The following is a 26,394-nucleotide window of genomic DNA, read 5'->3' as shown; positions in this document are numbered from 1 at the left end:
ACGAAGGACTGGCCGGAGGCGGGCTCCGGCCAGCGACTTCCTACTTCTGGCTTTCCAGCTCTTCGCGCATCTGGTCGATCGCATCTTCCGGATCGAGCTGACCGTTCAGTGCCGGAACGACGAAGTTCTGCGTTGCTTCGTAGATCGGGCCGGCAACACCCGCGAGCTTGGAGACCGGGTCGAAGACGGCGGTATCGGCAAGCTTCGCATAGGTGGCGTTCGGCTGCATCTCCTTGAACTCCTTGCTGTCCGTCACCGGCTTGTAGGCCGGGATGTGCCCGGCGCTTGCCCAGGAGATGCTGTGCTCGTTCATCCAGGCAATGATCTGCAGCACCGCCTTCAGCTTTTCAGGGGTGATGGGCTTGCTGTCGCTGTTCGGGACGGCGAAGGAATGCGAATCCGCCCAGGTGGCCTGCGTGCCCATCAGGTTCGGGATTTCGATGGCGCCCCATTCGAAGCCAAGCTCGCCCTTCTTTGCGAGGTCGGTCATCGTCGGCACTTCCCAGACGCCGTTGATATGCATCGCGGCCTTGCCCGAGGTGAAGAGCGCGATCGAGGCTTCATAGGAAATCAGTTTCGGCGAATAGCCCGAGGAAACCCAGTTCGCCATGGTCTTCAGCGCCTTCACGCCGGCATCGCCCGGCAGGATCTGGTCGCCGTCGATGAACTTGGCGCCCTGCTGGGAAAGCAGCGTGTAGAAGACGCGCCACATGGAGCCGCCTTCATCCGTATGCAGCGACAGCGGATATTCGACCTTGCCGGTCGCCTTGATCTTGTCGAGGGCGGCATTGAAATTGTCGAGACCGTCGAGGCCTTTCGGCAGGCCGTCGTCGCCAAGCAGGCCGGCTTCCTTCAGGATGGTCTTGTTATAATAAAGAACGATCGAGTGCACGTCGAAGGGAATGCCGTAAACCTTGTTGTCGAAGGTCGCCTGTTTCCAGGCCGCATCGACATAGTTTTCCTTCTTGATGCCGGCGGCCGCCAGCTCCTCGTCCGTGAAAGGACGCAGGATGCCCGTCGGCACGGCCAGCGGATAGCGCGACATGTGATAGGTCATGATATCGGGCTGCTGACCGACGGCGGCTGACGTCTGCACCTTGGTGTAGAAAGGCACACCCCATTCAAGCGTCGTGGCATTGATCTTGATGTCGGGATGGGTGTCGTTGAATTCCTTGATGAGGGCCTTCATGCGCACGCCGTCGCCGCCGCTGAGGAAATCCCACCAGGTAATGTCTGTCTGCGCGAATGCGGCGGCCGAGGGCAGCAAGGCAATGGCCGCCGAGACGGCAAGTTTTAAGATCTTTCTCACGTTTGTTCCTCCTCTAAGGCATAGGTTGAAATCACCCCGCTGCACGGGGCCGCTTCTGTCGCCAGCCTCCTCCAAAGGCTTGCGACCACGTCTCCTGCATTGCGTTCCGGTTTCCGGGGCGAACTTCCGGATTCCGGTCAATCAGCTGAGCCTTCTGCCTTCGGCATCGAAAGCCAGCATCTCAGGCACTCTCAGCGAGAGGCTGATCTTCTCCTTCGGCTGGGGCCTGCTTTCGCGGCACTCGACCGTCATTTCCGCATTGGTCGCGGTCAGCACGTGAAGATATCCGGTGCCGCCAAGCTCCTCGGTAAACTCGGCAGTGACAGGCAGCACCAGGCCTCCGTTGCCAGAACCAAGCCCGATATGTTCGGGCCTGACGCCGATATTGATGGCTGCGCCCTCGGCAACAGGCGTGCGCGTCGGCAGATCGAAAACCTGGCCCGGCGCGTCATCGAGCTCGATCCGTGCCGAACCCTGGCCGGCAACGATGACCTTGCCCTTCAGGAAGTTCATGCCCGGCGAGCCGATGAAGCCGGCAACGAACATGTTCTGCGGATTTCGATAGAGTTCCAGAGGTGCGCCGACCTGCTGGACGATGCCCTGCTTCAGCACGACGATCTTGTCGGCAAGCGTCATCGCCTCGACCTGGTCATGGGTGACGTAGACCATCGTCGCGCCGATCTGCCGGTGCAGGCGGGCGATCTCCATGCGCATTTTCACACGCAGCTCGGCATCCAGATTGGAGAGCGGCTCGTCGAACAGGAAAACCCGCGGCTCGCGCACGATGGCGCGGCCGATCGCCACGCGCTGGCGCTGGCCGCCGGAGAGCTGGCTCGGCTTGTGCTGGAGATAGTCGGTCAGGCGAAGGATATCGGCCGCCGCCTTCACCTTCTCCTGGATCTCCGCCTTCGGGCGCTTGGCGATCGAAAGGCTGAAAGCCATGTTTTCGAAAACGGAAAGATGCGGGTAGAGCGCATAGGACTGGAAGACCATGGCAACGCCGCGCTTCGACGCTTCCCTGTGCGTGACATCCTCGTTCTCGATGCTGATCTGCCCGCCGCTCGTTTCCTCGAGCCCTGCAATCATCCTCAGCAGGGTCGATTTTCCGCAGCCGGAAGGGCCGACGAAAACGGCAAACTCGCCCTGCTCGATCTCGATATCGACGCCGTGGATGACCGCAAACGACCCGAACGACTTCCTGACATCTTTCAGCTTGATTCCAGACATGTATCCTCCCGATAGGCAGGCCAGACGGGGCAGCCTCCTCCGCTGCCCCGATGGCAATCGGCTTACGCCGAAGCGACGGACAGCAGGACGAAATGATAGGATTTCGCCGGCAGCGATCCGGTGAGCCTGCCGTCGTCGGCAATCTGGAGGCCGGATCCTGCCTTCGGCACGATGCGGTTCTGGTCCTCGACGGAGTTGCGCGCCTTCAGGTCCTCTCCCGCCATCGTATGGTGCTGGAGGATCTTGGCGCCCTTGAAGCCCTGCAGGGCGACATCGAGATCGATCGCCTCGTCGAGGCTGCGGTTGATCGCAAAGAGCGCGATGCTCTTGCCGTCCTCCTGCAGCACGGCCGAAAGATCGAGATAGGGAACGTCCTGCGCCACATCGCAATCATAGGTCGGCCCGGCGGCCGAAACCGCAAGCGCGGTGCCGCGGCCGTATTTTGATGCGAACTGCAGCGGATAGTAGATCGACTGGCGCCAGGCCGGTCCGCCCGCCTTGGTCAGGATCGGGGCGATGACGTTGACGAGCTGTGCCATGCAGGCGATCTTGACGCGGTCGGAGCGGCGGATGAAGACGTTGATCAGCGAGGCGACGAAGATCGCGTCCTCGAGATTGTAGAGTTCTTCGAGCAGCGGCGGCGCTTCCGGCCAGTCCCAGTTCTTGTAGCGCTGGTCGTCTTCCTTGCGGTCGTGATACCAGACGTTCCATTCGTCGAAGCAGATCTTGACGTCGCGCTTGGAGCGCTTCTTCGCCTTGATATAGTCGATGACGCCGCCGATCGTGACGATATAGCGGTCGAGTTCCATCGCCTTGGCATAGTAGTTCAGCGTGTCGTTTTCCTCGTTGCCGAAATATTTGTGCAGCGAGATGTAATCGACGCTGTCGTAGCTCGCATCGAGAACCTGCGCCTCCCACTCGGGATAGGTCTTCATCTTGTCGTTGGACGAACCGCAGACGACGGTCTCGAGCGTCTTGTCGAAATATTTGAAAGCCTTGCTCACCTCGTTGGCAAGCAGGCCATATTCGGTTGCGGTCTTGTGGCCGACCTGCCAGGGACCGTCCATCTCGTTGCCGAGGCACCAGATACGAACATTGTGCGGGTCCTTGTAGCCATGCTTGGCGCGCAGGTCGCTCCAGTAGGTACCAGCAGGATGATTGCAATATTCAAGGAAATTGCGGGCGTCGTTGAGGCCGCGCGAACCGAGGTTCATTGCCAGCATCATCTCGGTCTTGGCGAGCTTCGACCAGTCGGCGAATTCGTTGACGCCCATCTGGTTGGTCTCGCGGGTCCGCCAGGCCAGGTCGAGACGCGTGGGGCGCTGGTCGCGCGGGCCGATGCCATCCTCCCAATGATAGGCCGACACGAAGTTGCCGCCGGGATAACGCACGATCGGCATGTCCAGATCGCGCACCATATCAAGAACATCGGTACGGAAACCGTTCTTATCAGCTTTTTCGTGACCCGGCTCATAAATGCCGGTGTAAACGGCACGCCCCATATGCTCCAGGAAGGAGCCATAGACACGCTTGTCGACGGTCGAGATCGTAAATTCCCTGTTGAGGGTCGCTTTAGCCCGCATGGATGTTCCTCGTTTATTGAATTTGATTTTCGGGCACGCTAATCTGTTCGATTTTATTAATCAAGTATTTTGTTTCATATCAAAAAATCAGTTTTAGTATGACGTCGGAAACTCGAAACCCCATGAAAAATCAGGCATCCCGGTCGCGGTTTCCCGTCACGGCCCGGCCATAAAGCCCAGATTAACCAACCCATCTCCGGCGCGGGAACCAAACTCCGCCCTGCCGCGTTGTGGCGCTCGCACAGGAGGAGGAAACCAGATGCCAAACGAACAATGGAGCGAGCCGGTCGAAATCGAATTCGACAACGCCGGATCCCGGACCGTCAAAGGCCCGTTCGACGCCCTCATCTATCTCCACGACATGTGGCCGCGGCGCACGGGCGCGAAATTCGTCAAGGCAAGCAACGCCTGCAAGGGCGCGATCGAAGGACGCGTCAGCCTGGAAGCGGCAAGGGAGGATTTTCTGGCGGCAGCGGCAGAAGTGAATGTGAGCCGGCATTGAGGCCCAAAAGGGCAGACGCCCGGGCAGCGTCCAGCCAGGTTTTTCGGAGGCAAACGCCATGCGCGTCTTATTGATATCACTCCTGTCCCTGGCGGCGGTAACGGTTGCGACCGGCCCAGCCGTGTCTGCCGACATGATCCAAGGCTATGAACGGCCGGCTGCCGTCAAACATCGGTCGAGGCCGGTTGTCCGCGCCCACTATGCCGAGCGCCGGCGTCTCGACTGCAGCGATATGATTGTCGAATATCGCTATATTCCGCGCACGGAAACCGTGACCGTGTGCTACCGCGCAAAGCGATAGACGTTTTTCGGACTGCCCTGAGATCCGAGCCGGCAGGAGGCGGCTTTCAGACCTGCCGCAATACGCGCGCCAGGGCCTGAAGCTGCTTGAACCCGTCATAGCGCTTTGCATGAAGATCGGCGACCGCTCCTTCTGCGGGCAGGTATGTCCGCTCGGCGGCGGAGAGCTTCGTCATTGCCGCGCGCATGTCCGAAAACAGTCCTCCGGCGACGGCGCCGAGAATGGCGGCGCCGAGCAGGACCGGCTCCTCGGCCTTCGTTGCGATCACCGCTTTTCCGCTCGCATCCGCAAGCATCTGGCGGACGAAATCATGCTGGCCGGCGCCGCCGCTGATGACGATGTTCTCGATCGTGACGCCGGCCTCCGCCTGCGTGTCGATGATCTGCCGGAGCCCATAGCCGATGCCGGAGAGACCTGCGACATAGAGCGAGACCAGGCTGTCGATATCTCGCTCCATGTCGAGACCGGCGATGACGGCCCGGGCATGGGGATCGGCAAAGGGTGCGCGGTTTCCAAGGAATTCCGGAACGACATGCGGGCCGGCCACGAGCTTGACGGCATCCGAAGAATGCGCCGCTTTTTGTGCGGCCATGTCGGCCAGAAGGACAGGCAGCGGAACGCCGTTGCGCTTCGACAAGTCCTTTGCCTCTGCAGCGGCCGGATGGAAAGACAGCAGCTGATCGATGGCGGCACCTGCCGCACTTTGCCCCCCCTCGTTCAGCCACATGCCCGGCACCATGGCCGAATAATAGGGACCCCAGACGCCCGGCACGAAAGCCGGCTGCGATGTCGATGTCATCGTGCAGGAGGAGGTGCCGAAAACATAGCCGAGATTGGCTTCGGGGCCGGCCCCGATGCCAACTGTTCCGATGCCGCCGGCATGGGCATCGATCAGGCCGGCCGCAACCGCCGTTCCGGGATCGAGGCCGAGTTCGCCGGCAGCCGCGGATGTGAGGCCGCGGCCGAGCGCGCTGCCGGGTTCGACGATCGCCTGCCCGATGCGGGCAAAACCTTCGTCTGCCAGCCTGCCGAGGCCGATCCGGTGAAAGTAGCTGGCGTCCCAGCGCTTCTCGTGGGCGAGATAGGTCCACTTGCAGGTTACGGTGCAGACGGAGCGCGACAGGTCGCCGGTCGCCCGCCAGGTCAGGAAGTCCGCAAGATCGAAGAATTGCCAGGCGGCATCGAAGACCTGCGGTCGGTTTTCCTTCAGCCAGAGCAGCTTCGGCGTTTCCATCTCGGGCGAGATACGCCCCCCGACATAGCGCAGCACGTCATGCCCGAGCGCGTTGATGCGCTCCGCCTGCGGGACGGCGCGATGGTCCATCCAGACGATGATATCCCGGTTCGGATCTTCCGAAGGGCCGACCGGCAGCGGCCTGCCACCTTCGCCGAGCACGACGAGCGAGCAGGTGGCATCAAAACCCAGACCGGCGACCGAGGCCGGATCGATGCCGCTTGCGGCAACGACCTCGCGGACGGCGGCGCAGACTGCCGCCCAGATTTCGCTGCTCGACTGCTCGACGATCGAGCCCGCCTCGTGAAACAGCGTGATATCCCGCTTGGCCGATGCCAGCATCCGGCCATCGAGATCGAACAGGCCCGCGCGGGCGCTGCCGGTCCCGACATCGACGCCGATGACATGTTTGGCACCCGCTTGTGGCGCGTGTGAAGTGTCGCTCATGGTCTCTCGATTCAAATCGGCAGTTTCAGGTTCTAGCGCATGTCCGTCTTCTTCAAATGACAGGCACGCTCTATCTCTTTGTTTTCACGCAATTGCACAGGCAAGACCGCTTCACGCTCCTGCCGGAATTGCTCTAGAGCAATCCGCAACCGGCCCTGTCAACCTCAGAGGTCGACGCTGTTCGGCAGGATCACAAGATCGCGGACGGTGACATTGCGCGGCCGCGACAGCATGAAGAGCACGGCATCGGCCACTTCCTTCGGCTGCATCAGGCTGCCATTGGCAAGCGCCTCTTCCATCTTGGCCTTCGGCCAGTCATCGAGGAGCGCGGTGACAACCGGCCCCGGAAGCACGGCGCCGACACGCACGCCATGCTGCGCAACCTGACGGCGGGTAGAATGGACGAAGGCCTGAACGGCAAATTTCGAGGCCGTATAGATCGGCTCCCAGACCACCGGCACGACGCCGGCAATCGAACTCGTAAACAGGATATCGCCGGACTTTTGCGCGATCATGTGCGGCAGCACCGCATGGACCGAGCGGAAGGCCGCATTGATGTTGAGGTTCAGCATGCGGTCCCAGGCATCCGGATCACCTTCGGCGACCGGGCCGCCGATATAGGCGCCCGCATTGGCGTGGAAAATATCGAGCCGGCCGGCCAGCTCCAGGATGCGCGGCAGCATGCCGGAGACTTGCGGGCCGTCGAGAAGATCGACGACGAGCGGCAGGGCGCCATCGCCGATTTCCTTGCAGAGCGCCTCGAGCTTGTCCTTGGCACGGTCGACGAGCACGACGGTTGCGCCTTCGGCATGAAGCGTACGGGCGCATTCCAGGCCGATGCCCGACGCCGCACCGGTAATGGCGGCAACCTTGCCCTTCATGAGATCAGTCATGCGAATACTCCTTGAGAATGGGTAATCAGGCGCGGCCGTGGCTGACACGGGACCGGCGGGCAAGCGAATCGACGATGACGGCGATCGCAAGCACGGCGCCTGTGATCATGTAGCGAAGCGACGAGCTGAGGTTGAGAAGCGTCAGCCCGTTGGAAATCGCCTGGATGACGATGATGCCGAGCAGAGCGGAATAGGCGCTGCCGCGGCCGCCGAACAGGCTGGTGCCGCCGATGACCGCCGCCGCAATGGCGTTCAGGTTCACGTCGCCCGTGCCGGCCTGCTGGCTGGAGGAGGCAAGCCGCGAAGCCGAAAGAATGCCGCCGATCGTGGCAAGCGTCGAGCAGAGCACGAAGGCGCTCAAATAGATGCGGCGCACATTGATGCCGGCGCGGCGCGCAGCCTCGCGATTGCCGCCGACGGCAAACATCGAGCGGCCCCATTTGGTGCGGGTCAGCGCATAGTTCAGGACAACGGCGATGGCGACGAAGAGGCCGAACATCCACGGCACGCCGCGGCCGAGATTGAGATAATAGACGGCAAATTCCAGCGCCGCGGTAAGGACGATGGCCTTGACCGCCAGGGCACCGACCGGTGGCGAGGACAGGTTCGAGGCCTGTCGCCGGCCGCGCTTGCGCATTTCGTTGACGACGAGGATCAGGCCCGGAAGCAGCGCCAGCAGGTAGGACAGCCAATCAGGCATGACGAGGATCTGGCCGAAACGGACGAGCGGCGATGCATAGGGCAGATTGATGCTGCCTGTCGGCCCGAGAATATAGAGCTGCATGCCGAGCAGCGCGAGCAGGCCGGCAAGCGTGGCGACGAAACTCGGCATGCCGAGCCTGTTATACAGGACCGCATAGAGCGAGCCGACGATTATGCCGGCAACGATCGCAACCAGGATCGCGAGCGGGATCGGCCAGCCCATATTGACCCAGAGCACGCCGAGAATGGCGGAGGAAAGACCGCTCATCGAGCCGACCGAAAGGTCGATTTCACCCAGCATCAGCACGCAGACGATGCCGAGCGAGATGACGCCGACGGTGGCGCAGTCGAACAGCAGGTTGACGAGGTTGTTGGGGGCCAGAAACACCGGATTGAGCAGCGAAAAGACCGTGGAAATAACGATCAGGCCGACGAAAACCGGCAGCATGCCGAGATCGCCCGAGCGCACGCGGTCGAAGAAGGCCTTGACCATGCCCGTAACGTTGTCGTCGTGGCGCACGCGCTCGTCGCTGCGGTCGAGGGCCGCCGGCTGGGGGATCGTCTCTGACATCTTCTGGCTCATGCGGGCCTCCCGCTGGTTTCATGTGCGGCACCCGTCTTGCGCTCGATCCGCCGGGAGACGGCGTTTTCGGTGGCGCCGGTAATGGCGGCGACGAGGTCCTGGTTGGAAGAATCGGGCGTGAAGACGCCGTTGTTGCGCCCGAGGCGCAGCACGACGATACGGTCGGCAACGGCGCGCACGTCTTCCATATTGTGGCTGATGATGATGACGCCGAGGCCGCGTTCGCGCACGCGCTCGATCAGGTTCAGCACTTCCGCGGTCTGGGCCACGCCGAGGGCCGCGGTCGGCTCGTCGAGCATGATGATCTTCGGATCGAGCAGCAGCGAGCGGGCAATGGCGACGGTCTGGCGCTGGCCGCCCGAAAGCGATGCGATCGGCTCGCGCACCGAGGGGATGCGGGCGGCGAGCTCTCTCAAAAGCGTCCAGGCGCGCACTTCCATGGCAACCTCGTCGAGGCTCCAGGGAGAAAGTTCATGGCCGAGGAAAAGGTTGGCGACGACATCGAGATTTTCGCAGAGCGCGAGATCCTGGAAGACGGTGGCAATGCCGAGTTCCAGCGCCTTGCCGGGACTGTCGAGCGTGACGGTCTGGCCGCAGAATTCGATCGTTCCGGACGAGGGCTGATGCACGCCGGCCAGAACCTTGATCAGCGTCGACTTGCCGGCGCCGTTGTCGCCGACCAGCGCCACGACTTCACCGGCCTTCACCTCGAGTTCGATATCGGTCAGCGCCGAAACCGCGCCGAAATTCTTGGAAATATTGCTCAACCGGAGGATCGTCTGACCCTTCTCCGGCATATCCTTCACATCCCTGCTCATGGGGCAGTCCTTCTTGCCATGGGGACATCCGGCCGCCACAGGTGCGGCCGGAGTTCACTCAAGCGCGTTTAGTTGGTGATGCCAAGCTTCTTGCAGCCTTCGGCATATTCGCCGGTGCAGATCTGCTCGGGCGTCTGGATCTTCTTGTCGAAGATTTCGGCCTTGATGTTCTCGGCGGTCACGACGGCGGGGACGAAGAGCTGCGACGGCGTATTGTAGAGCGTCGTCTTGGCTTCCGGCTTTTCACCCTTGATCATCTGCACGGCCACGTTGGCGGCGGCGGCCGCGACGATTTCGGACGGTTTCGAAATCGTGTTGTACTGGTCGCCGGAGATGATCAGCTGAAGGGCGGCGATCGTCGCGTCATTGCCGGTAACCGGCGGAACCGGCTTCACGCCGGCGGCCTTGAAGGCGGCGATCGCGCCGCCGGCCGTGCCGTCATTGGCGGCGACAACGCCCTTGATGTCGGCGCCGAAACGGGTGATCTGGCCGGCAGCCCATTCCTGCGCCTTCGGCGGCGCCCATTCCGGCGTGTCGTATTCGGCAAGCGTCTTGTAGGCGGATTCCTTCAGGCCGCGATGGATGCCGTCGCGGATCAGGCCCGCGGCCGCATCGGTCGGCGAGCCGTTGATCTCCAGCACGCCGGCGCCGTCAGCCACACCGGCGGCCTTCAGATGCTCGACCAGCGACTTGGCGATCGCATAGCCGATGCCTTCATTGTCGAAGGAGACGTAATAGTCGGCCGGCTTGTCCGGGATCGGGCGGTCATAGGCGATGACCTTCACGTCCTGGGACTGGGCGATTTCGACGAGGCCGGCCGCAGCCGCGGAATCGACGGGATCGAGAACGACGACCTTGGCGCCCTGGGCGATCACCGAGTTGAACTGCTGCTGCTGCAGCGAGGCATCGGCGTTGGCGTTCTGGTAGATCACCGTGCACTTCGGGCACAGCTTTTCCATCTCGGCCTTGAAGCCGGGGAAATCGTGCTGCTCATAGCGGGTGGATGCCTGGTCGGGCATCAGGAAAGCGACGGTCGCAGCTTCCTGAGCCGAGGCGGCACCGGCAAGACCCATGAAAACGGTCGCCGACGCCATAAGCAAATTGCGATAATTCATTTTCTCCTCCTTGGTGTGATTGAAACACAGGCCCAGGCATTGCCGAAAGCCGCTACGGTTCACCCGCTCGCCGCCACCCTCGCCGCCATGGAAACGACGAGCAAGGCGCCCCTGCGAAAGCACAGCCTCTCCGCAGCCTCTTGGAAATACCTCCCTGCACCGGCTTTGCCAGTCGGCTTGTATCATCGATTGCGCAAGCTTGCTCAATCGATGAAGCAAGAATTGCCACTTCTGCCGTTTGATGTCAAGTTACCCCAAACGGAGAAGGGCATTTTGAATCAGGTGAAGCAGACGAAGCGGACGACGATCTACGATCTGGCGGAGCTTGCCGGCACGTCGGCGAGTGCGGTCAGCGCCGTGCTCAACGGCAACTGGAAGAAGCGCAGGATCAGTGCCCAGCTTGCCGAAAAGATCATGCGGATCGCCGGGGAACAGGGTTATGCGCTGAATATGCAGGCGAGCCTGCTGCGGCGCGAAAAGTCCCACATTATCGGCATGATCGTGCCGAAATACGACAACCGCTATTTCGGCTCGATCGTCGAAACCTTCGAAGACATGGCGCGTGCGCGCGGCCTTTTCCCGATCATCACCTGCACGCGCCGCGACCCCGAACTGGAGGTGGAGGCGGCCCGCACCATGCTCTCCTATCAGGTCGAATGCCTGATCGCGACGGGCGCGACCGATCCTGACCGGATCACCGAAATGTGCGCGGCGGCCGGTGTTCGCAGCCTCAATCTCGACCTGCCGGGCGCACTTGCGCCCTCTGTCATCTCCGACAATTTTGCCGGCGCGCGGGAACTGACGCGCCGCATCCTGAAAAACAGCGAGCAGAGGCTCGGCAGGATGGAACCGCTGCTCTTCATCGGCGGGCGCGGCAGCGACCACAACACGGCCGAACGTATCCGCGGTTTTCGCGCGGCCCATGCCGACCTCGGCGTCTCCGTGCACGAAGAGAATATCCTTGCCTGCGGCTATGCGCCGGAAAAGGCCGAAAAGGCGCTGGACGAACGCGCCCTTGGCGGCAATGCCCTGCCCAAGGGCATGTTCGTCAATTCGACGATCTCGCTCGAAGGCGTCATGCGCTGGATTCGCCGCTCCGGCCATCTGGACGACCGCAGCCTGGTGCTCGGCTGCTTCGACTGGGACCCGTTCGTCACCCTGCTCGGCAACGGCATCGAAATGGTGCGCCAGGATGTGCCGGGCATGCTCAACAAGGTCTTCGAACTCATCGAATCCGGAGCGAACAAGCCCGTGCTCATCCAGGTGCCGCCGCTCATTCCGCAAACGCAGGAGGCGTAGGCGCCTTATGCTCGTCGGGAGCGGCCATTCTTCATCGTTTGAGCGTAAGCGCCGACTTTCGCAATACCCCTGTTTTAGGGATGTTGACGCCGGGAAAATCGCTTTCTATGGGAAACCGTCGACCCAGTGCGGCGGCAACAACAGGCGTCCGGCCATACGAGGTGGCCGGGCGCTTTTTTCATTGAGAAATCAAGCCTATTTCACCGCTTCGGGGGTGAAGCGGGCATAGAGCGCGTGGCGATTGCCGGGATAGACGAAGCGCACATGCGTGACCGGGCCTGATTTGTTCCAGGTGCGTCGTTCGACGACGAGGCAGGCGGTGGCTGCCGGGATGGAAAGCATGGCCCCCTCATCCTCCTCGACGCCGATCGCGAAGATCTTGTGCTCGGCAGCACTCCAGGGAACCTGGCTTAACAGCCATGGGCCGGGCGCCGTCTCCTCGAAGCCCTCGTCGGCCGCCTCCGGGACGGTCTGGAGATTGATCAGGCGCTTTTCCAGGCAGAAGGGCTGCGATCCGGCATAGTGGGTGCAGACGATCTCGATCAGGCTGGAATTTTGCTGCAGGTCCAGCATCTGCCGATCCTGCGCCTGCGCCTTCCTGCGAACGCGCTTTGCGACCTTGTAGGAATAGGCGAGGTTGAGGGACTGGACCTCAGCCTTGATATCGTGGATCTCGAGCACCGCGGATTGTGCCTGCGGCTGGATGACGAAGCTACCGGATTTCTTCCGCCGCTCGATGAGCCCGGCCTTGACCAGCTGGGTCAGCGCCTTGTTCACCGTCATGCGCGAGCAGTCGTACTGCTTCGTCAGCTCCACTTCGAACGGGATGCGATAGCCCGGCGGCCATTCGCCCGACACGATACGGCCCTCGATATCGCTGAGGATACGCTGGTGTAAGGTCGTTTCCTTGGGTTCACTCATCATCACGCTCCGGCTCTTCTTCCGCTGTAACGCCTGGGAAGCGCGGAGGAAAGGCCGTCATGCCGCCAGCAACTCGCTCATGGCGGCGATGAAGCGCCGGTCGATCCGCTCACGCCGCAGATGGCGGCCGTTTTCAACCTGCTTGCGGCCAAGCGCCCAGACGCTATCGACCGCCACACCGCCGGCAAAGACCCAGTGATCGATAAGCCGGTCCTCGGAGAGATAGGGAACGGCACTCCTGTCGAGCGAGAGGATGTCGGCATAGTTGCCCGCCACAAGGCCGGATGGCGCCTTCAGCGCCGCGCCGCCGCCGGCAAGCGCGTGATCGAAGAGGGCTTGGCCGGTGGAACCACCGGTGGTGGCGATGACGTTGCGGGCGCGCAGCGCCAGACGCTCGGAATATTCGAGCTGGCGCAGCTCCTCGGAAATCGAGATCAGGATATTGGAATCGGAACCGATGCCGTAACGCCCGCCTTCCGACAGGAAGAGCGGCGCGGAAAACGTGCCGTCGCCGAGATTGGCTTCGGTGATCGGGCAGAGGCCGGCGATGGCACCGCTCCTCGCCGCCAGGCGCGTTTCGTCCTCGGTCATATGGGTGGCGTGGATAAGGCACCAGCGCTCGTCGACCGGCGCGTGGTCGAGCAGCCATTGCACGGGCCTTGCGCCGGACCAGGAGAGGCAATCCTCGACTTCCTTGACCTGTTCGGCGACATGGATGTGGATCGGGCGATCGCCGGCAAGCTCGATGGCGAGGGACAATTCCTCCGGCGTGACGGCCCGCAGGCTATGCGGCGCGAGCCCGAGTTCGGCACCCGCGAGCCGGCCTGTCACCTGCCGGCAGCCTTCCCAGAGGTCAGCAAATCGGTCGGTGGAATTGATGAAGCGGCGCTGTCCTTCGATGGGTGCTGCCCCGCCGAAGCCGGAATGGGCGTAGAGCACCGGCAGCAGCGTCAATCCGATGCCGGCTTCCGCGCTGGCTGCGCCAATGCGCTCGGCCATTTCGGCGATATTGGCATAGGGGCTGCCGTCCTTGTCGTGATGCAGATAGTGGAACTCGCCGACGCGGCAAAAGCCGGCTTCCAGCATTTCCATATAGAGCTTGGCGGCCACCGCCTCCACATGGTCCGGCGTCATCGAGAGCGCAAACTTGTACATGACGGTACGCCAGCTCCAGAAACTGTCACTGGCCGGCCCGCGGACTTCGGCAAGCCCCGCCATCGCCCGCTGAAAGGCGTGGCTGTGAAGGTTCGGCATGGCCGGCAGCAGGACGGCATGGCGCTCGTCGTGAGCGTCGGGCGCAACATCCGTTTCGATTGAGGCAATGCGCCCGCCTGCGAGCGTCAGACGCACATTCCTGCGCCAGCCTTCGGCCAGCAAGGCAGCCGCCGCATGAAGTCTCGTCATGATTGCTCCCCTTCTTTCTTTGTTGGCCGCTCCGCTTGTCTTTGTACGAAAGGCCATAAATTTCCACTTGTCACCCTTTCGATTATGTATATACATATTTGCCCGTAAGGAAAGGCGTAAAGCTGATGAGTGGGAACAAATTTTCCGGAGCGGGCCGCGATTCCAGCCCCCGTACGCTGTGGCGCAATGCGCGCCTTGCGACCTTGCGGCAGGATCTGCCGGGCCTTGGCATAGTCGAAAAAGGCGCCATCGTTTGCGAAGGCGGGCGCATCCTCTTTGCCGGGCTGGAAGGCGAGTTGCCCTCCTGGCTGATCGAGACGGCCGAGATTGCCGATCTCGAGGGCCGGTGGTTGACGCCGGGCCTCGTCGATTGCCATACGCATATCGTCTACGGCGGCAACCGCGCCCGCGAATTCGAGATGCGCCTGGAAGGTGCCACCTATGAAGAGATCGCACGCGCCGGCGGCGGCATCGTCTCGTCCGTGAAGGCGACCAACGCGCTGTCCGTCGAGGGCCTTGTCGAGGCCGCGCTGCCGCGGCTCGATACGCTGATCTCGGAAGGTGTCACCACGATCGAGGTCAAGTCCGGCTATGGTCTCAATATCGAGGCGGAACTGAAGATGCTGCGCGCTGCCCGAGCGCTCGCGGAGCGCCGTCCGGTGCGTGTCATCACCTCCTATCTTGCAGCCCATGCAACGCCTGTCGAATACAGGGGGCGCAACCAGGATTATATTTCCGACGTCGTCCTGCCCGGACTGGAGCGGGCACGGGCGGAAGGCCTGGTCGATGCCGTCGACGGCTTCTGCGAAGGCATCGCCTTCTCGGTCAACGAGATTGCGCGGGTTTTCGACAAGGCCCGTTCGCTCGGCCTTCCCGTCAAGCTCCATGCTGAACAGCTCTCCAATCTCGGCGGCGCGAAACTCGCAGCCTCCTATGGCGCGCTTTCGGCGGATCATCTGGAATATCTGGACGAGGAAGGAGCAGGCGCAATGGCTGCGGCCGGCACCGTTGCCGTCCTGCTTCCGGGCGCCTTTTACGCCATCAACGAAAAACAGAAGCCGCCGGTCCAGGCGCTGCGAAAGGCCGGCGTGCCCATCGCGATCGCCACCGACTGCAATCCCGGCACGTCGCCGCTGACCTCGCTGCTGCTCACCATGAACATGTCGGCCACGCTCTTCGGGCTGACTGTGGAAGAGTGCATTGCCGGGGCAACCCGGGAGGGCGCCCGTGCGCTCGGGCTGCTGACGGAGACCGGCACGATCGAGGCTGGAAAGTCCGCCGATCTGGCGATCTGGAATATCGAGAGCCCGGCCGAGCTCGTCTATCGCATCGGCTTCAACCCGCTTCATTCCCATGTCTTCAAGGGCGAGAGGATCGACCGATGACCATCACCCTCCATCCGGGTTCCGTTTCCCTTCAGGATCTCGCCGCCATCTACTGGACCGGCGTCCCGGCAAGGCTCGATCCGTCCTTCGACGCCGGCATCGTCAAGGCGGCCAATCGCATCGCCGAAATCGCCGCCGGAAATGCGCCGGTTTACGGCATCAATACCGGCTTCGGCAAACTCGCCTCGATCAAGATCGACAGCGCCGATGTGGCGACGCTGCAGCGCAACCTCATTCTGTCGCATTGCTGCGGCGTCGGAGAGCCGCTGCCGGAAAATGTCGTGCGTCTCATCATGGCGCTGAAGCTCGTCTCGCTCGGGCGCGGTGCTTCGGGGGTACGCCTTGAGCTGGTGCGGCTGATCGAAGCGATGATGGCGCGCGGCGTCATTCCGGTCATTCCGGAAAAAGGCTCGGTCGGCGCTTCCGGCGACCTTGCGCCGCTTGCCCATATGACGGCGGTGATGATGGGCCATGGCGAAGCCTTCTTCGGCGGCGAAAGGCTGCATGGCGCCACCGCCCTTGTGAAAGCCGGGCTGCATCCCGTCGTGCTGGCCGCCAAGGAAGGCCTGGCGCTCATCAACGGCACGCAGACGTCGACCGCGCTGGCGCTCGCCGGCCTCTTCCGCGCCCACCGGGCGGCGCAATCGGCGCTGATAACAGGCGCCATGTCCACCGATGCCGCCATGGGCTCGTCTGCCCCGTTCCATCCCGATATCCACACGCTGCGCGGCCATCGCGGCCAGATCGACACGGCAGCGTCCCTTCGCGCCCTGCTCGAAAATTCGCCGATCCGCCAGAGCCATATCGAAGGCGACGAGCGCGTGCAGGACCCCTATTGCATCCGCTGCCAGCCGCAGGTCGACGGCGCCTGCCTCGATCTGCTGCGCTCGGTTGCCCGCACGCTGGAGATCGAAGCCAATGCGGTGACCGACAATCCGCTGGTGCTGTCGGACAATTCGGTCGTGTCAGGCGGCAATTTCCACGCCGAGCCCGTCGCCTTCGCTGCCGACCAGATCGCGCTTGCCGTCTGCGAGATCGGGGCAATTGCCCAGCGCCGCATCGCGCTTCTGGTCGATCCCGCGCTGTCCTACGGATTGCCGGCCTTCCTTGCCAAGAAGCCGGGGCTGAATTCCGGCCTGATGATCGCCGAAGTCACGTCCGCGGCGCTGATGAGCGAAAACAAGCAGATGTCGCACCCGGCCTCCGTCGATTCGACACCCACCTCGGCCAACCAGGAAGATCATGTCTCCATGGCTTGCCATGGCGCGCGCCGGCTTCTGCCGATGACCGACAATCTCTTCGCCATCATCGGCATCGAGGCCCTGACGGCCGCTCAGGGCGTCGAACTTCGCGCTCCGCTTGCAACCAGCCCCGAGCTTCGGAAGGCGATCGCCGCCATCCGCGCCGCCGTGCCGGCGCTGGAGGAAGACCGCTACATGGCAAACGACCTGAAGGCCGCCGCCATGCTGGTTGCCGGCGGCACCCTTAACGCATCCGTTTCAAGCGGCATCCTGCCGGCTCTGGAGGTCTGACATGTCCGTTTTCGAGGTCAAGCAAGGCACGTCCCCCGTCATCCTCGGCTTTCCGCATACCGGGACCGATGTTCCCGCCGATATCTGGGAGCGCCTTGACGAAAACGGCAGGCTGCTTGCCGATACCGACTGGCACATCCACCGTCTCTATGACGGCCTGCTCGGCAATCCGACCACCGTACGCGCCACCTTCCACCGCTATGTGATCGACGCCAATCGCGATCCTTCCGGTGTGAGCCTCTATCCCGGCCAGAACACGACTGGGCTGATCCCGCAGACGGATTTCGACGGCAAGGCGATCTGGAAAAAAGGCGCGGAGCCGACCGAAGCCGATATCGCCAAGCGGCTCAGCGAATACCATGCGCCCTACCACGCCGCTCTCGCCGCCGAGATCGAGCGGGTGAAGGCCATTCACGGGGTCGCGGTGCTTTACGACTGCCACTCGATCCGCTCGCACATTCCCTTCCTCTTCGAAGGCAAGCTGCCGGATTTCAACATCGGCACGGATATGGGCAAAACCTGCGATCCGGCCATCGAACAGGCAACCGTCGCCATCGCCGCGGCCGCGACGGGTTATGACAGCATCCTCAACGGCCGCTTCAAGGGCGGCTGGACGACACGCCATTACGGCCGGCCGGAAACCGGTGTGCATGCCATCCAGATGGAGCTTGCCCAATCCACGCATCTCGCCGCCGAGGCCCCGCCCTTCGCCTATGACGAAGAGGAAGCCGACAATCTGCGCATTCATCTCAAATCCATCCTGACGCGGATCGAAGAGATCGCGCTCGGTCTGAAACGCTAAACAAGGGAACATCATCATGACCGTAAATCCGCGCCACAATATCCGCGACGTCCGTTCGCCCCGCGGCGATCAGCTGAACGCCAAGAGCTGGATGACCGAAGCGCCGCTGCGCATGCTCATGAACAACCTCGACCCCGACGTCGCCGAAAACCCGCATGAGCTCGTCGTCTATGGCGGCATCGGTCGCGCCGCCCGCACCTGGGACGATTTCGACCGCATCGCCGCCACGCTGAAGACGCTGAACGAGGACGAGACGCTGCTCGTCCAGTCCGGCAAGCCGGTCGGCGTGTTCCGCACCCACAAGGATGCGCCGCGCGTGCTGATCGCCAATTCCAATCTCGTGCCGCACTGGGCGACCTGGGATCATTTCAACGAGCTCGACAAGAAGGGCCTTGCGATGTACGGCCAGATGACGGCCGGCTCGTGGATCTATATCGGCACGCAGGGCATCGTGCAGGGCACCTACGAGACCTTCGTCGAGGCCGGGCGCCAGCATTACAACGGCAACCTCAAGGGCAAGTGGATCCTCACCGGCGGCCTCGGCGGCATGGGCGGCGCCCAGCCGCTCGCAGCAGTCATGGCCGGCGCCTGCTGCCTCGCCGTCGAATGCGACGAGACGCGCATCGATTTCCGCCTGCGCACCCGCTATGTGGACGAAAAGGCCCATACGCTGGACGAGGCGCTGGAAAAGATCGAGCGCTGGACCAGGGCCGGTGAGGCGAAGTCGGTCGGCCTCGTCGGCAATGCGGCCGAAATCTTCCCGGAACTGGTGCGTCGCATGAAGGCCGGCGGTCCGCGCCCCGATATCGTCACCGACCAGACCTCGGCCCATGATCCGCGCAACGGCTACCTGCCGGTCGGCTGGACTGTCGCCGAAGCCAAGGCCAAGCGCGAAAGCGATCCGAAGGCGGTCGAGGCCGCCGCCCGTGCCTCGATGAAGGCGCATGTCGAAGCCATGGTCGCCTTCTGGGATGCCGGTGTGCCGACGCTCGACTACGGCAACAATATCCGCCAGGTCGCCAAGGACGAGGGCCTGGAAAATGCCTTCGCCTTCCCCGGCTTCGTGCCGGCCTATATCCGCCCGCTCTTCTGCCGCGGCATCGGCCCGTTCCGCTGGGCAGCGCTTTCGGGCGATCCCGAAGATATCTACAAGACCGATGCCAAGGTGAAGGAGCTTTTGCCCGACAACAAGCATCTGCACAACTGGCTCGACATGGCCAGGGAGCGCATCGCCTTCCAGGGCCTGCCGGCCCGCATCTGCTGGGTCGGCCTCGGCGACCGCCACCGCCTTGGCCTTGCCTTCAACGAGATGGTCCGGAATGGTGAGCTGAAAGCGCCTGTCGTCATCGGCCGCGACCACCTCGATTCCGGCTCCGTCGCCTCGCCGAACCGCGAGACGGAAGCGATGAAGGACGGTTCGGACGCCGTTTCCGACTGGCCGCTGCTGAACGCGCTGCTCAACACCGCCTCGGGCGCCACCTGGGTGTCGCTGCATCACGGCGGCGGTGTCGGCATGGGCTTCTCGCAGCATTCCGGCATGGTCATCTGCGCCGACGGGACCGACGATGCGGCCCGCCGCCTGGAGCGCGTACTCTGGAACGACCCGGCGACCGGCGTCATGCGCCATGCCGATGCCGGCTACGACATCGCGATCGATTGCGCCAAGGACAAGGGCCTGCGCCTGCCCGGCATTCTCGGAAACTGAGCCATGAAGATCCTGCGCGCCGCCGATCACAAGCGCATGCCGTGGAAGAACGGCGGCGGCGAAACGGTGGAAATCGCCATTTCGCCTGCAGGTGTCGGCCTTGCCGATTTCGATTGGCGGGTCAGCATGGCAACCGTCGCCTCCGACGGGCCTTTCTCCGTCTTTCCCGGAATCGACCGCACGCTGTCGATCCTGGAGGGCAAAGGCATGCGGCTCTTCATCGATGGGCACAGGCCGGTGCCGCTCACGCAGGAAAGCGAACCGCTTTTCTTTCCGGCGGATGTCCCCGTTGCCGCTGAACTCGACGACGGCGCGATCACCGACCTCAATGTCATGACAAGGCGGAGTGCGCTGCGACACAGCGTGCTCCGCCTTGTCGTGAATTCGCGACAGGAACTGTCCCTGGCAGGCGGGCAATCCCTTCTGCTTTGTCATCGCGGGCATCTCGAACTTGACCTTGGCGATGACAAAATTGCTCTTGGTGCCGGCGACGCGGCGCTGCTTGCCGAGCCCTCCGGCAGGACCCTGGAACTGCACGGCAACGCCCTTGTCTTCGTGATCACGATCACGGCAATCTGACGGCGGGCTATCGCGCCAGGGGCCATGATAATGTCTAGACAAAACGAAGTGACCATGCCTTAAATGCATTTAATGGGCACCTGGATCGAGTGCTCAAAATAAGAGCAGGGAACTTCGGATCATGAAAAAAACTGGGATTATCGCCACCGCCTTTGCCGCCTTCCTCGCAGCAACGGCGGCTCATGCCGCAGACACGAAAGTTGCCATCGGCATTTCCGGCTGGACCGGCTTCGCGCCGCTGACGCTCGCCAAGGAAGCCGGCATCTTCAAGAAGCACGGGCTGGATGTGACCATCACCAAGGTGCCGCAGGCAAGCCGGCATCTGGCGCTTGCCTCCGGTGACATCCAATGCGCCGCAACCACGGTTGAAACCTGGATCGTCTGGAATGCAGCCGGTGTCGCCACCACGCAGATCTTCCAGCTCGATGTTTCCCACGGCGCCGACGGCATTGCCGCCAAGCCCGGCATCGAAAAAATTGCCGATCTCAAGGGCAAATCGGTCGCCGCGTCGGCACCCGGCACATCTCCCTACTTCCTGCTTGCCTTCATCCTCGCCAAGAACGGCCTCAGCATGAAGGACGTGAAGGTCGTCAATATGGAGCCGGGTCCGGCAGCGCAGGCCTTGCTGGCCGGCCAGAATGATGCGGCCGTGACCTACGAACCCTATCTTTCCAGCGTTCGAAACGCGCCGGACAAGGGCAAGATCATCGCCACGACGCTCGACTATCCCGCCGTCATGGACACGTTCGGCTGCACCACAGCCTTCCTGAAGGACAATCCGGAAGCCGCCAAGGCGCTCGCCGCCAGCTATTATGACGCGCTCGAGATGATCAAGACCGACAAGGACAAGTCCTTCGAAATCATGGGCAAGGATGTGAAGCAATCCGGCAAGGAATTTGGTGAATCGGCCGCCTACCTCGAATGGCAGGACAAGGCAGCCGCCCAGAATTTCTTCAAGACCACCTTCAAGAGCTTCAATGAAGAAGCGGCCGATCTTTTGCTGCAGGCTGGCGTCATCAAGGCAAAGCCTGATCTTTCCACGCTCGCCGACCCTTCCTTCATTCAATAATCCGCACAGATGTCAGGGAGCGCCGGCACAGGCGCTCCCTGTTTTTCAGCAGGGCTCCGCATGCGTCCACTTCAACCCATCGGCTCAGGCAGCCGGCTGCTTTTCGGCCTGCTGTTCTTCATTCTCTTTTTTATCGCGTGGGGCTACGCGACGCTCGGCGGCTATGTCTCGAAGACCTTCCTTGCCGATCCGATCACCATGGTGCAGGACGGCTATGACCTGCTCGTCAACCAGGGTTTCCTTTTCGATATCGGCATGACGGTGTGGCGCGTCGTCGGCGGCTTTATCCTCTCGGCGCTGGTCGCCGTTCCGCTCGGCATCCTCATGGGCGCCTACAAGCCGGTCGAGGCATTGCTCGAACCCTTCGTCTCCTTCGCCCGCTATCTGCCGGCTTCCGCCTTCGTGCCGCTGCTGATCCTGTGGGCCGGCATCGGCGAGACGCAGAAGCTGCTCGTGATTTTCATCGGTGCGGTGTTCCAGATCATTCTCATGGTCGCCGTTGCCGTTTCCGGCACGCGCCGCGATCTCGTCGAGGCCGCCTATACGCTCGGCGCCGGGGATAGCGGCGTCGTGCGACGCGTGCTCATTCCGGCAAATGCACCCGACATCGCCGAAATCCTCCGCCTCGTGCTCGGATGGGCATGGACCTATGTCATCGTCGCCGAACTGATCGGCGCTTCCTCCGGCATCGGCTACATGATCATCAACAGCCAGGCGCTGCTTGCCACCGGGCAGATCATTTTCGGCATCATCGTCATCGGCCTGATCGGGCTCATTTCCGACTTCGCCTTCAAATGGCTGAACCGCTGGCTGTTTGCCTGGAGGCTGGCATGAGCGAACTTGTCATCACGGGCGTCAGCCGCACCTTCCCCGGCGTGCGAGGCGGACAGCCGACGCTTGCCCTGCAGCCGACAGACCTCGATATCGCCAGGAACGACTTCGTGACCGTGCTCGGCCCCTCGGGCTGCGGAAAATCGACGCTGCTGCGCATCGTCGCCGGCCTCGATTTCCCCTCCACCGGCACGGTCACGCTCGACGGACGCGAGGTGAAGGGACCGGGGGCCGACCGCGGCATGGTTTTCCAGTCCTACACGCTTTTTCCCTGGCTGACCGTGCGCGACAACATCGCCTTCGGACTGCGCGAAAAAGGCATGGCAGAGGCCGAAAAAAACGAGATCGTCGCAAGCTATGTCGCCAAGGTCGGCTTGCGCGGCTTCGAAAACCATTGGCCCAAGCAGCTGTCCGGCGGCATGCAGCAAAGGACCGCGATTGCCCGCGCGCTTGCCAACAATCCGAAAATCCTGCTGCTCGACGAACCCTTCGGCGCGCTCGACAACCAGACGCGCGGCCTCATGCAGGAATTGCTGCTCGGCATCTGGGAGCGTGAACAGAAGACCGTGATCTTCGTGACGCATGACATCGAGGAAGCCATCTTCATGGCATCGCGCGTCGTGACGATGACGGCGCGTCCCGGGCGGATCAAATCGATCACGCCGGTCAATCTTCCCCATCCGCGCCACTATACCATCAAGGCGAGCCCGGAATTTTCAGCGCTGCGGCTGAAACTGACGGAGGATATTCGCAGCGAAGCGATCGCGGCGGCCGCGCACGAATAGACAGGAAGCAGATACTTCCATATACAACTAGCCTATTCCTCAAAGATCTTGCCGCTGCGCGTTTCCAGCCTGTAGCGGTTTCCGGGATAGACGAGACGGGCAATGGAGACGACCTGACGGGCCGACCAGGTGCGGCGGCGGATGGCAAGGCACGGCTCGTTCTGCAGGATTGTCAGGAGCTTGCATTCCCAGGCCCGCGGCGTCACCGCTTCGACGATATGTTCCGAGCCGCTCAAAGGGGCGGCGGCCGTCAGATAGGCATTGGGCGTCAGCGTCGAAAAGTCCTGAACGAGGTAGTCGGGCGCCGCCGCCGGATTGACGAAACGATCCTCGATCTGGACAGGCACACCGTTTTCACTATGGACGATCAACGAGTGGAAGACCGGGGCGCCGATCGAAAGCTCCAGCGCATCGGCAATCTCCGGAGAGGCCGTCTCCTCGGCCAGGACGATGACCGTCGCCTCGTGAACATGGCCCCGCTCGGCAATCTCGTCGGCGATGTTGCGCACCTCGAAAAGTGCGGAATGCCCCTTGGGCTCCGCCACGAAGGAGCCGACGCCCTGGATGCGGACGAGCTCGCCTTCGTTCGCCAGTTCCCGCAGCGCCCGGTTGGCCGTCATCTTGCTGACGCCGAGCTCCGTCACCAGCTCGTTTTCGGAAGGGACACGGTGGCGCGGCGGCCATTCGCCGCTGCGGATCCGGTCGAGAATGACCTGCTTGACGCTGGCATAGAGGGGCGCGCCGTCATTCTCCGCGAGCTCGCGTTTCATCTCGTTGGAACGCTTCATTGCCTATTCCCTTTGCACGAGCGGAATCTGCTCCTAAATTCGACTTTCCTCTTGCATATCACAAAATATCTCATATGGTACCCTATACAACCTGCCGATCTGAAAATTGAACGACGGATCATGGCGGGCAAGCCGGCGAAGATCGGCACTCATTCCGCAAGGTCTGTCCAATCTCAGAGGAGATCATATCAATGAAGCTCAGCACTGCTCTTCTTTCCTGCGCGATGACGGCAGCCGCCTTTGCGGCCCCTGCCTCCGCCAAGGACTGGACGAAGGCGACCATCACGCTCGAAGGCGCCTACGCTCCCTGGAACCTCACCAATGCCGACGGCACTCTCGGCGGCTTCGAACCGGAACTCGCCAAGGTTCTGTGCGAACGCGCCAAGATCGAATGCACGCTGGTCGCTTCCGACTGGGACGGCATGATCCCGGCGCTGAATGCCGGCAAGTTCGACGTCATCATGGATGCGCTGTCGATCACCGACGAGCGCAAGCAGGTCATCGACTTCACCATTCCCTATGCCGCAACGCCGGCAGCCTTCGCAACCGCCAAGGACAGCCCGCTCGCCAATGCCGCCGGCACCGGTGCGACGATCAAGATGACCCCCGGCCAGACCGGCGTGAAGGAAATCGAAGCCCTGAAGGAAGCCTTCAAGGGCAAGACGATCGGCATCCAGGCGGCCACCGTCTATGCCAAATTCGTCTATGACAATTTCGGCAGCATCGCCGAGATCCGCGAATACAAGACGGGTGCCGACCGCGACCTCGACCTGCAGAACGGCCGTATCGATCTCGGCTTCGACGATGCCGTCTATTTCAACAACGCCTTCGAGGCCGCCAATGGCGCGCTGACCTTCACCGGCCCTGAAATCGCCGGCTCGATCTGGGGTGAAGGCGAAGGCCTCGGCATCCGCAAGGCCGATACGGACCTGCGCGACAAGTTCAGCGAAGCCATCAAGTCCGCGCTTGCCGACGGCACCGTCAAGAACCTCTCCATGAAGTGGTTCAAGGTCGACGTCAGCCCGCAAAACTGAGCTTTCAACAGAAGCCGCATTCCGTGGTCTCCGCTTTGTGATCGGAGACCGCGTGCTATTCTGACCGCCCCGTCATCACGACGAAGACAGCGCTGGGAAGGCCCATGGCGACACTCGACCTGATTGGATTCGGCTCAACCGGGTGGGGAGCATTCCTCCTCCTCGGCGCCTTGCTGACGCTCTGCGTGACAGCCACCGCATTGGCGATCGGCGCCGTACTCGGCGCGATCATCGCGGCGGCGAAGCTCTCGAGCAATTTTGTGCTCGCCACGATCGGCCATATCTACACGACGGTCTTCCGCGGCGTGCCGGAACTCCTGATCATCTACCTGATCTATTTCGGCGGCTCCTCGGCGGTCACCGCCATCGGCCAGTCCATGGGTTACGAGGGCTTTCTCGGCCTGCCCTCCTTTGCCGCCGGCGCGCTTGCCGTCGGCATCATTTCCGGCGCCTATCAGGCGGAAGTCTATCGCGGCGCCTATCTCGCCATCTCCAAAGGTGAGCTTGAGGCCGCCTCCGCAATCGGCATGCATCGCGGCCTGAGATTTCGGCGCATCGTCATTCCGCAGGTCCTGCGCCTTGCCATTCCCGGCCTCGGCAATGTCTGGCAACTGAGCTTGAAGGATTCGGCGCTGGTTTCGGTCACCGGTCTCGCCGAACTCATGCGCTCGAGCCAGGTCGCGGCCGGCTCGACCCGGCAGTATTTCCTCTTCTATATCGTCGGCGGCGCCCTCTACCTGATCCTCACCAGCCTGTCGGACCGCGTCTTCAACGGCGCCGAACGCAAGGCCAACCGCAGCATGCCGGCGTCGGCCATGGGCCAGGCATAGGGGAGAGCCGGATGGATATCGCTTTCCTTTCCAGCACCATGGTCACGCTTCTGAAAGCCGTGCCGACGACGCTGATCCTGTTCTTCCTGTCGATCTTCTTCGGCGGCCTGCTGGCGCTCGTCATCGTCTCCATGCGCGTCAGCGGCAATCCGATCCTGTCGGGCTTTGCCAAGGGTTACATTTTCGTCTTCCGCGGCTCGCCGCTCCTGATCCAGATGTTCCTGGTCTTTTACGGGCTCGGCCAATTCGGCGTCATTCGCTATTCCTTCCTCTGGCCGTTCCTGCGCGAGCCGATGGTCTGCGCCGTCCTTTCGCTGGCGCTCTGCACCGCCGGTTATTCCGCCGAAATCTTCCGCGGCGGCATTCGCGCCGTTTCGCCGAAGGAAATCGAGGCGGCGCGCGCGATCGGCATGTCCGGCTTCCTGATGGTGCGCCGTATCCTGGCGCCGATCGCCTTCCGGCACGCGTTGCCGGCCTATTCGACCGAGATCGTGCTGATGATGAAATCGACGGCACTCGCCAGCCTCGTCACCGTCTGGGAAGTGACGGGGGTGGCGCAGCGGCTGATCTCGCAGACCTACCGCACGATGGAAGTCTTCCTCTGTGCCGCCATCATCTACCTCGTTTTGAATTTCATCATCCTGCAGGCCATGTCCCTTCTGGAATATTGGCTGTCCCGTCATCGCCGCGCCATTCCGCCGGCCTTGAAGGCGTAA

The 26,394-nt window shown here is 62.5% G+C and carries 24 protein-coding genes; 13 read left to right on the top strand and 11 right to left on the bottom strand.

Features of this window, described 5'->3' with window-relative positions:
* Positions 1-40 precede the first annotated feature (40 nt).
* From ACFPWW_RS19660 to ACFPWW_RS19650, 3 genes are all read right to left on the bottom strand, one after another.
* A complete protein-coding gene (locus tag ACFPWW_RS19660) occupies positions 41-1,309 on the bottom strand; it encodes an ABC transporter substrate-binding protein (protein ID WP_112703039.1) in 1,269 nt (422 codons plus the stop codon).
* Between the two features lie 141 nt (positions 1,310-1,450).
* Entirely contained in the window at positions 1,451-2,536 is a 1,086-nt protein-coding gene (locus tag ACFPWW_RS19655) for an ABC transporter ATP-binding protein (protein ID WP_112571187.1), read from the bottom strand.
* Positions 2,537-2,598: 62 nt separating this feature from the next.
* Entirely contained in the window at positions 2,599-4,119 is a 1,521-nt protein-coding gene (locus ACFPWW_RS19650; RefSeq protein ID WP_377313006.1) for an alpha-N-arabinofuranosidase, read from the bottom strand.
* A gap of 259 nt (positions 4,120-4,378) precedes the next feature.
* On the opposite strand from ACFPWW_RS19650, the gene ACFPWW_RS19645 reads away from it, so the two are divergent.
* Positions 4,379-4,621 (top strand): DUF982 domain-containing protein, encoded by a 243-nt coding sequence (locus ACFPWW_RS19645; protein ID WP_112571189.1) that lies wholly within the window; start codon positions 4,379-4,381, stop codon positions 4,619-4,621.
* 347 nt (positions 4,622-4,968) lie between these two features.
* Here the strand turns inward: ACFPWW_RS19645 and ACFPWW_RS19640 are convergent, their stop codons facing one another.
* The 5 genes from ACFPWW_RS19640 to ACFPWW_RS19620 all read right to left on the bottom strand — a co-directional run bounded on the left by ACFPWW_RS19640 (position 4,969) and on the right by ACFPWW_RS19620 (position 10,714).
* A complete protein-coding gene (locus ACFPWW_RS19640; RefSeq protein WP_377313005.1) occupies positions 4,969-6,603 on the bottom strand; it encodes an FGGY-family carbohydrate kinase in 1,635 nt (544 codons plus the stop codon).
* A gap of 164 nt (positions 6,604-6,767) precedes the next feature.
* Complete coding sequence (locus tag ACFPWW_RS19635; protein ID WP_377313004.1) at positions 6,768-7,496, bottom strand: SDR family oxidoreductase; 729 nt, start codon at positions 7,494-7,496, stop codon at positions 6,768-6,770.
* Positions 7,497-7,521: 25 nt separating this feature from the next.
* On the bottom strand, positions 7,522-8,781 hold the full coding sequence (locus ACFPWW_RS19630; RefSeq protein ID WP_112703034.1) for a sugar ABC transporter permease: 1,260 nt from the start codon (positions 8,779-8,781) through the stop codon (positions 7,522-7,524).
* Positions 8,778-9,599 carry an ATP-binding cassette domain-containing protein gene (locus tag ACFPWW_RS19625; RefSeq protein WP_377313003.1) on the bottom strand — a complete coding sequence of 274 codons (822 nt, stop codon included), beginning with the start codon at positions 9,597-9,599 and terminating at the stop codon, positions 8,778-8,780. The genes ACFPWW_RS19630 and ACFPWW_RS19625 overlap by 4 nt, the downstream gene beginning before the upstream one ends.
* 68 nt (positions 9,600-9,667) lie before the next feature.
* A complete protein-coding gene (locus ACFPWW_RS19620; protein WP_112571194.1) occupies positions 9,668-10,714 on the bottom strand; it encodes a sugar ABC transporter substrate-binding protein in 1,047 nt (348 codons plus the stop codon).
* A 273-nt stretch (positions 10,715-10,987) separates the two neighbouring features.
* Between ACFPWW_RS19620 and ACFPWW_RS19615 the strand changes: the two genes are divergently transcribed.
* Positions 10,988-12,013, top strand: a complete 1,026-nt coding sequence (locus tag ACFPWW_RS19615) for a substrate-binding domain-containing protein (protein WP_112753140.1) — start codon at positions 10,988-10,990, stop codon at positions 12,011-12,013.
* A gap of 195 nt (positions 12,014-12,208) precedes the next feature.
* On the opposite strand, the gene hutC (ACFPWW_RS19610) is transcribed toward ACFPWW_RS19615, so the two are convergent.
* Together hutC (ACFPWW_RS19610) and ACFPWW_RS19605 are read right to left on the bottom strand one after the other, a co-directional pair.
* On the bottom strand, positions 12,209-12,934 hold the full coding sequence (gene hutC / locus ACFPWW_RS19610; protein WP_377313042.1) for a histidine utilization repressor: 726 nt from the start codon (positions 12,932-12,934) through the stop codon (positions 12,209-12,211).
* Between the two features lie 57 nt (positions 12,935-12,991).
* Positions 12,992-14,338 (bottom strand): formimidoylglutamate deiminase, encoded by a 1,347-nt coding sequence (locus ACFPWW_RS19605; RefSeq protein WP_377313002.1) that lies wholly within the window; start codon positions 14,336-14,338, stop codon positions 12,992-12,994.
* Positions 14,339-14,463: 125 nt separating this feature from the next.
* On the opposite strand from ACFPWW_RS19605, the gene hutI reads away from it, so the two are divergent.
* From hutI to ACFPWW_RS19565, 8 genes are all read left to right on the top strand, one after another.
* On the top strand, positions 14,464-15,723 hold the full coding sequence (hutI, locus tag ACFPWW_RS19600; RefSeq protein ID WP_377313001.1) for an imidazolonepropionase: 1,260 nt from the start codon (positions 14,464-14,466) through the stop codon (positions 15,721-15,723).
* Positions 15,720-17,255, top strand: coding sequence for a histidine ammonia-lyase (hutH, locus tag ACFPWW_RS19595; RefSeq protein ID WP_112703030.1), 1,536 nt, complete (start codon positions 15,720-15,722; stop codon positions 17,253-17,255). Before hutI ends, hutH begins: the two co-directional genes overlap by 4 nt.
* Before the next feature lies 1 nt (position 17,256).
* Positions 17,257-18,057, top strand: coding sequence for an N-formylglutamate deformylase (hutG, locus tag ACFPWW_RS19590; protein ID WP_112571200.1), 801 nt, complete (start codon positions 17,257-17,259; stop codon positions 18,055-18,057).
* 16 nt (positions 18,058-18,073) lie between these two features.
* Positions 18,074-19,762 (top strand): urocanate hydratase, encoded by a 1,689-nt coding sequence (gene hutU, locus ACFPWW_RS19585; RefSeq protein WP_112571201.1) that lies wholly within the window; start codon positions 18,074-18,076, stop codon positions 19,760-19,762.
* A 3-nt stretch (positions 19,763-19,765) separates the two neighbouring features.
* Positions 19,766-20,341 carry a HutD family protein gene (locus ACFPWW_RS19580; protein WP_377313000.1) on the top strand — a complete coding sequence of 192 codons (576 nt, stop codon included), beginning with the start codon at positions 19,766-19,768 and terminating at the stop codon, positions 20,339-20,341.
* Between the two features lie 121 nt (positions 20,342-20,462).
* A complete protein-coding gene (locus ACFPWW_RS19575) occupies positions 20,463-21,410 on the top strand; it encodes an ABC transporter substrate-binding protein (RefSeq protein WP_377312999.1) in 948 nt (315 codons plus the stop codon).
* Between the two features lie 60 nt (positions 21,411-21,470).
* Entirely contained in the window at positions 21,471-22,244 is a 774-nt protein-coding gene (locus ACFPWW_RS19570) for an ABC transporter permease (protein ID WP_112571206.1), read from the top strand.
* On the top strand, positions 22,241-23,026 hold the full coding sequence (locus ACFPWW_RS19565) for an ABC transporter ATP-binding protein (RefSeq protein WP_377312998.1): 786 nt from the start codon (positions 22,241-22,243) through the stop codon (positions 23,024-23,026). The genes ACFPWW_RS19570 and ACFPWW_RS19565 overlap by 4 nt, the downstream gene beginning before the upstream one ends.
* 32 nt (positions 23,027-23,058) lie before the next feature.
* On the opposite strand, the gene hutC (ACFPWW_RS19560) is transcribed toward ACFPWW_RS19565, so the two are convergent.
* Positions 23,059-23,814, bottom strand: a complete 756-nt coding sequence (gene hutC, locus ACFPWW_RS19560; RefSeq protein ID WP_112571210.1) for a histidine utilization repressor — start codon at positions 23,812-23,814, stop codon at positions 23,059-23,061.
* Positions 23,815-24,005: 191 nt separating this feature from the next.
* On the opposite strand from hutC (ACFPWW_RS19560), the gene ACFPWW_RS19555 reads away from it, so the two are divergent.
* From ACFPWW_RS19555 to ACFPWW_RS19545, 3 genes are all read left to right on the top strand, one after another.
* Positions 24,006-24,848, top strand: a complete 843-nt coding sequence (locus ACFPWW_RS19555; protein WP_112571212.1) for a transporter substrate-binding domain-containing protein — start codon at positions 24,006-24,008, stop codon at positions 24,846-24,848.
* Positions 24,849-24,952: 104 nt separating this feature from the next.
* Positions 24,953-25,678, top strand: a complete 726-nt coding sequence (locus ACFPWW_RS19550) for an ABC transporter permease (protein ID WP_377312997.1) — start codon at positions 24,953-24,955, stop codon at positions 25,676-25,678.
* Positions 25,679-25,689: 11 nt separating this feature from the next.
* Positions 25,690-26,394, top strand: coding sequence for an ABC transporter permease (locus ACFPWW_RS19545; RefSeq protein ID WP_112542068.1), 705 nt, complete (start codon positions 25,690-25,692; stop codon positions 26,392-26,394).

Origin of the sequence: Rhizobium sp. GCM10022189 (assembly GCF_042656325.1) — a bacterium.
GTDB lineage: Bacteria > Pseudomonadota > Alphaproteobacteria > Rhizobiales > Rhizobiaceae > Rhizobium.
This window is presented reverse-complemented; position numbering and strand designations above follow the sequence as displayed.

Excerpts from the sequence above, each read along its gene's own strand:
- ACFPWW_RS19655 (WP_112571187.1), bottom strand. The coding sequence starts at position 2,536 with ATGTCTGGAATCAAGCTGAAAGATGTCAGGAAGTCGTTCGGGTCGTTT.
- ACFPWW_RS19650 (WP_377313006.1), bottom strand. The coding sequence starts at position 4,119 with ATGCGGGCTAAAGCGACCCTCAACAGGGAATTTACGATCTCGACCGTC.
- ACFPWW_RS19645 (WP_112571189.1), top strand. The coding sequence starts at position 4,379 with ATGCCAAACGAACAATGGAGCGAGCCGGTCGAAATCGAATTCGACAAC.
- ACFPWW_RS19640 (WP_377313005.1), bottom strand. The coding sequence starts at position 6,603 with ATGAGCGACACTTCACACGCGCCACAAGCGGGTGCCAAACATGTCATC.
- ACFPWW_RS19635 (WP_377313004.1), bottom strand. The coding sequence starts at position 7,496 with ATGACTGATCTCATGAAGGGCAAGGTTGCCGCCATTACCGGTGCGGCG.
- ACFPWW_RS19630 (WP_112703034.1), bottom strand. The coding sequence starts at position 8,781 with ATGAGCCAGAAGATGTCAGAGACGATCCCCCAGCCGGCGGCCCTCGAC.
- ACFPWW_RS19625 (WP_377313003.1), bottom strand. The coding sequence starts at position 9,599 with ATGAGCAGGGATGTGAAGGATATGCCGGAGAAGGGTCAGACGATCCTC.
- ACFPWW_RS19620 (WP_112571194.1), bottom strand. The coding sequence starts at position 10,714 with ATGAATTATCGCAATTTGCTTATGGCGTCGGCGACCGTTTTCATGGGT.
- hutC (WP_377313042.1), bottom strand. The coding sequence starts at position 12,934 with ATGAGTGAACCCAAGGAAACGACCTTACACCAGCGTATCCTCAGCGAT.
- ACFPWW_RS19605 (WP_377313002.1), bottom strand. The coding sequence starts at position 14,338 with ATGACGAGACTTCATGCGGCGGCTGCCTTGCTGGCCGAAGGCTGGCGC.
- hutI (WP_377313001.1), top strand. The coding sequence starts at position 14,464 with ATGAGTGGGAACAAATTTTCCGGAGCGGGCCGCGATTCCAGCCCCCGT.
- hutH (WP_112703030.1), top strand. The coding sequence starts at position 15,720 with ATGACCATCACCCTCCATCCGGGTTCCGTTTCCCTTCAGGATCTCGCC.
- hutG (WP_112571200.1), top strand. The coding sequence starts at position 17,257 with ATGTCCGTTTTCGAGGTCAAGCAAGGCACGTCCCCCGTCATCCTCGGC.
- hutU (WP_112571201.1), top strand. The coding sequence starts at position 18,074 with ATGACCGTAAATCCGCGCCACAATATCCGCGACGTCCGTTCGCCCCGC.
- ACFPWW_RS19580 (WP_377313000.1), top strand. The coding sequence starts at position 19,766 with ATGAAGATCCTGCGCGCCGCCGATCACAAGCGCATGCCGTGGAAGAAC.
- ACFPWW_RS19575 (WP_377312999.1), top strand. The coding sequence starts at position 20,463 with ATGAAAAAAACTGGGATTATCGCCACCGCCTTTGCCGCCTTCCTCGCA.
- ACFPWW_RS19570 (WP_112571206.1), top strand. The coding sequence starts at position 21,471 with ATGCGTCCACTTCAACCCATCGGCTCAGGCAGCCGGCTGCTTTTCGGC.
- ACFPWW_RS19565 (WP_377312998.1), top strand. The coding sequence starts at position 22,241 with ATGAGCGAACTTGTCATCACGGGCGTCAGCCGCACCTTCCCCGGCGTG.
- hutC (WP_112571210.1), bottom strand. The coding sequence starts at position 23,814 with ATGAAGCGTTCCAACGAGATGAAACGCGAGCTCGCGGAGAATGACGGC.
- ACFPWW_RS19555 (WP_112571212.1), top strand. The coding sequence starts at position 24,006 with ATGAAGCTCAGCACTGCTCTTCTTTCCTGCGCGATGACGGCAGCCGCC.
- ACFPWW_RS19550 (WP_377312997.1), top strand. The coding sequence starts at position 24,953 with ATGGCGACACTCGACCTGATTGGATTCGGCTCAACCGGGTGGGGAGCA.
- ACFPWW_RS19545 (WP_112542068.1), top strand. The coding sequence starts at position 25,690 with ATGGATATCGCTTTCCTTTCCAGCACCATGGTCACGCTTCTGAAAGCC.